This window comes from Fretibacterium fastidiosum (assembly GCF_000210715.1).
Lineage (GTDB): Bacteria > Synergistota > Synergistia > Synergistales > Aminobacteriaceae > Fretibacterium > Fretibacterium fastidiosum.
This window is the reverse complement of sequence record NC_021038.1, coordinates 1,496,049-1,499,860: the sequence shown is the minus strand read 5'-3', so window position 1 is coordinate 1,499,860 and position 3,812 is coordinate 1,496,049. Positions and strand designations below refer to the sequence as shown.

The following is a 3,812-nucleotide window of genomic DNA, read 5'->3' as shown; positions in this document are numbered from 1 at the left end:
TTAAACGCGAATTGGTATTAATCAGTGTTTCTCTGAACGGACGGCGCGCTGAAGCGACCGCGCGGAGCCTCGTAGGGGATGCCAAAGTCCGCGCAGATTCCCCGCGTAAAGAGCAGGTGGACGACCGGAACGCCGCGCGCGAGGTATTCATAGATCAGCCCCCGCTCCTCATTTTTGGGGATGGAGGCCGGCTTCCTCAGGAGCCCGTGTCCCAGGGTCAGGACCTCCATCCCCTCCGCTCCCTCCGCCCCAAGGCTCGTGGCGGGGCCGCCGCAACTGACAAAACACCGGACGCCGGGGGGCGCGTCGAAGATGTCGAGTCGCCGCCGAATGGCGCCCGACAGGGAGGGTTCCTCGATGCTGGGTTCGCTCCGCGAATCCAGCAAGGACCGCACCGTCGGCCAGGGGTCCTCCAGGAGCGTTTCCGCCAGCCGATCCCCTGCCCCACCCGGTGAGACCGCCGCAAGGCGCGTCCGCAGAAGCCCCCGTCGGTTCAAGAGGTCCAACATGACGGGGAACGTAAACCCCGGGGTCGTCCCGCCGTACATGGAGGACCCATAGGACAGAACCATCCGCACCTTGAGCCCCATGACCTCCGCGGCGCAGAGAACGGCAAGGGAATAGCCGGGGAAGGAGCCGCTGGCGTTGACGGCGATCCAGTCCCCCGATACCGTTCCGGCTCGCCGCAGGTACGCCTCCACCGCGTCCGCCATCTCGGGCCGCGCGGAGGCGCGCTTGTCCGCCAGGTCTCCGAGGGTGGTCGTCAGCGGGGAGAACTCCACGCCGATCAGGCCGCTTCCGTCGGGGTCCGTCTCCGGGTCGAACAGCCCCAGCCGAGTCCTCTCCACTCGAAGGACGTCCTCGCACCACCGCATGAGCTCCGCGGCCTGCCGCGCGGCGGCCGGCGAGGGAACGGCGCCAGGAGCATCGCGCAGAACAACGCTGCCCAGGCCTTCCTCGTGAGCCCGCCCCGCTTCGCCAAAAAGAGGCGGAGCGGCCCGAAGGCCGCCCCGCGACACGTTGAACGACGTTCATGACGCCCCCGTCTACTTCTTGGGGGCCTCCTTGGAGGAGCGACGCAGGGTGTCGAAGCCCACCGTCTTGTTCCACCACTCGGGATACGGCGTCGCCTTGACGTCCGTGTAGCCCAGGGCGTACTTGGAGAGCAGGCGATCTCCCAAGGACTGCCAGCGGTCGTGCCAATCCGTGGCGTGGCTGTAGGCGAAGTCCGTGACCAGGTCGATGGCGTCGTCCCGCTTGCCGTCCTTGATCAACTGCGCTGCGGCGTTCTGGATCAGCGGGGCCTGGAGGTAGAGGGGCTTCAGCTTGGCGTCGCGGGCCTTGTGGATTTCCTCGCGGGCGTCCTGGTAGCGCAGGCCCGCGATCTCCTGCACGCGGGTGCAGGTCCACCAGCCGGACTTGGGGTCGTAGGGATGGAAGCGGTCGCCGATGGAGTAGAGCGGGGGCAGTGCCCTCATGATCGGCCACAGCGGCGTGATGTAGGTGGTATCCGGCGCGCCATAGCCGTACCAGCTGATGCCGCGGACCTCCTCGGGAAGGTCCCCGCGAACCTGCGCGATGTGCACGTAGCAGGTGCGCATCATGTTGATGGAGCGCTCCCAGGAGGCGTCGGGGTTCTCCTTGCTGGAGTTGGCGAAGCGGATGGGGTTCCCCCACGGGCCCGCCTGGATGCCCTGGCTCAGGTCGAAGGACGTCCCCGCGTACCAGTCGCCCTTGATCATGAAGAGGTCCTGAACGGTGAGCTTGCGGTCCGGCTTGACGGACATCGGGTAATCGTACTCGTCCGGGCCCATCTTGAAGCTCTCCGGCGCCAAGAGGGACAGCGCGCGCCACTCGCGGCGCGTCGAGTAGAGCTCCGTCGAGGGCGAGTAGACGTCGGCCGGGCTGAAGTCCTTCTCGTTCACGTCCTTGGCCTCGATGAAGCCGTTCTTCACGGCGAAGTCCACCAGGTCCGGGCAGTACATCACGTTTTCCTTGTCCGTCAAGTCAAGGTGGCGCAGGCGGGCACGGTTGGCCGCCACGAACACCTCGTCGTCCGGCACGCGCCACGCGGCCCAGATCTTGTTGCCGTAGAACTCGATGACCCACGTCTCGTTCCCGTCCGTCAGGGGCATGGTCTCGCCGGCGTCGTACCAGCCGTACTTCTCCACCAGGTCGCCCATGATCTTGACGGCCTCGCGGGCGGAGGCGGCCCGCTCCAGCATGACGTCCTGAATGAGCCAGGCGTCGAGGGAGCCGGCAGCGTCCTTCTCCATGATCTGCTGGATCTTTTCGCTGCGCGCATCGGTCACCTGCACGCCGTTGGTGGCCTCGGCGATGGCCACCCCCTTCTCGTTCATGAAGGAATAGCGGGAGAAGAAGTAGCGGTACGTGTGCGGGACCTGAGGGATCTCGTCCAGCTGCTGCGCGTCCCCCTCATAGCCATGCGCGTCCTTGATCAACGGGCGCATGGAGCCCTCCGGCCAGTCGGCTTCGGGCACGATGAAGAGACGGGAGTTCGCGGTGCGCGAGTCGTCGTTGTGCGTGATCATGGCGCTGCCGTCCGCCGTCGCGTTCTTGCCCGCCGCGATCACCGTGCAGGCAAACGCTGCGCCCGACAACAGGCCCAGGAGCAAAAGAGCGGAAAAAAAGACCTTCAGTGCCCTGAAATTTCTTCGGTACATGGTTCTCCTCCTCCTAAAAATGAAACGAATCCAACAAAAGATCATCCCTCAACGCGCACTGCACGGCCAAGATCGGCCGGTTCGTCCCTAATTCCAGAAGACCTTCGAGGGGTCCGCCCTGGACGGATCGTGATAAAAGGCCCCCAGCCCCTTCTCCTTGACGTCCGTATAGGTCGGGAAGGAGAGGCGAAGCTCCTTCTCCGGGTCCGCCGCAAAGTCGTTCATCTGGCGGATCATGGCGAGCGTTCCGGAGAGGTGGCGGCCGACGCGGTCCCACATGGGGCAGCCCACGGAGATGTCGTAGGCGCAGAACAGGAGCTCGTGCTCCGCCGCGGTCTGCAGGAACTCGTCCTTACCCGTCATCATGAGGTCCTCCGTGATCTTTCCGGCCACGCGGTCGATAAAGGGTTCTGGGGTCTCCATCAGGATGACCAGCGCATCACTGAAGTCCCCCACCTCGCGATGGGTCAGGCCGCGAAGGCTCTTGGGCGACGCCTCGCACTTCATGGGGAACTCGGAGTCGGTCAACTCCATCGCCGCCATCATCGCCATGTCCTGCGCCCTGTCGTGGGCCACGTAGGTCGCCACGACGGGGTACATCAGGGACGCCTCGTGGGAGTCCACAAAAAGCGTGATGTTCTCCTTGCGCGTCAACTCCATGAAGGCGAAGGCAAGCTGTTCCGTGAGGTTCCCGTCCGGGCGGCCCGGAAAGGTCCGGTTCAGGTTGCGGGAGTCCGTGTAGTCCAGGTTCTGACCCGACGGGTAGTGTACGTAGGTGAACGGGTCCGGCCACTGGTCCAGCGGGGAGCTGTTGCGGTCCCCGATGCGGTAGGCCTTGGGGCCGAAGGGCGTCTCCACGTGGAGAAACTTCGGGTAAGCGTTGCCCAGCATCCCCACCGTGGACGCGCTGCGGTTCGCGTGGGGGCAGACGAAGACCCTCCCCTTCTCCACGCTGAGGTTCTCCATGATCAGGTAGGCGGAGAGGGACGTGGCCGGCTCATAGGGATGGGTTCCCCCCAGGTAGAGCATCGATCCGCCAGGGACGCCGGAGTCGAAGAGGTAGACGGGCGTGTCCATCTCCGTCCCCTTGATGGGGGGGAAGTAAGTCGCTCAACATGAAGGTCCGCG

At 65.2% G+C, this 3,812-nt stretch carries 3 protein-coding genes; all 3 read right to left on the bottom strand.

All coding sequences use genetic code 11. The annotated features are described in order from the left end of the window. Positions 1-17: 17 nt before the first annotated feature. The 3 genes from pgsW to SY1_RS06935 all read right to left on the bottom strand — a co-directional run bounded on the left by pgsW (position 18) and on the right by SY1_RS06935 (position 3,761). Positions 18-1,019, bottom strand: a complete 1,002-nt coding sequence (gene pgsW, locus SY1_RS06945; RefSeq protein ID WP_279369726.1) for a poly-gamma-glutamate system protein — start codon at positions 1,017-1,019, stop codon at positions 18-20. 27 nt (positions 1,020-1,046) lie between these two features. After that, positions 1,047-2,684: a dipeptidase gene (locus SY1_RS06940; RefSeq protein WP_015556604.1), complete on the bottom strand. Its 1,638-nt coding sequence runs from the start codon at positions 2,682-2,684 to the stop codon at positions 1,047-1,049. 87 nt (positions 2,685-2,771) lie between these two features. Next, positions 2,772-3,761 (bottom strand): M14 family metallopeptidase, encoded by a 990-nt coding sequence (locus SY1_RS06935; RefSeq protein WP_015556603.1) that lies wholly within the window; start codon positions 3,759-3,761, stop codon positions 2,772-2,774. Positions 3,762-3,812: the final 51 nt, after the last annotated feature.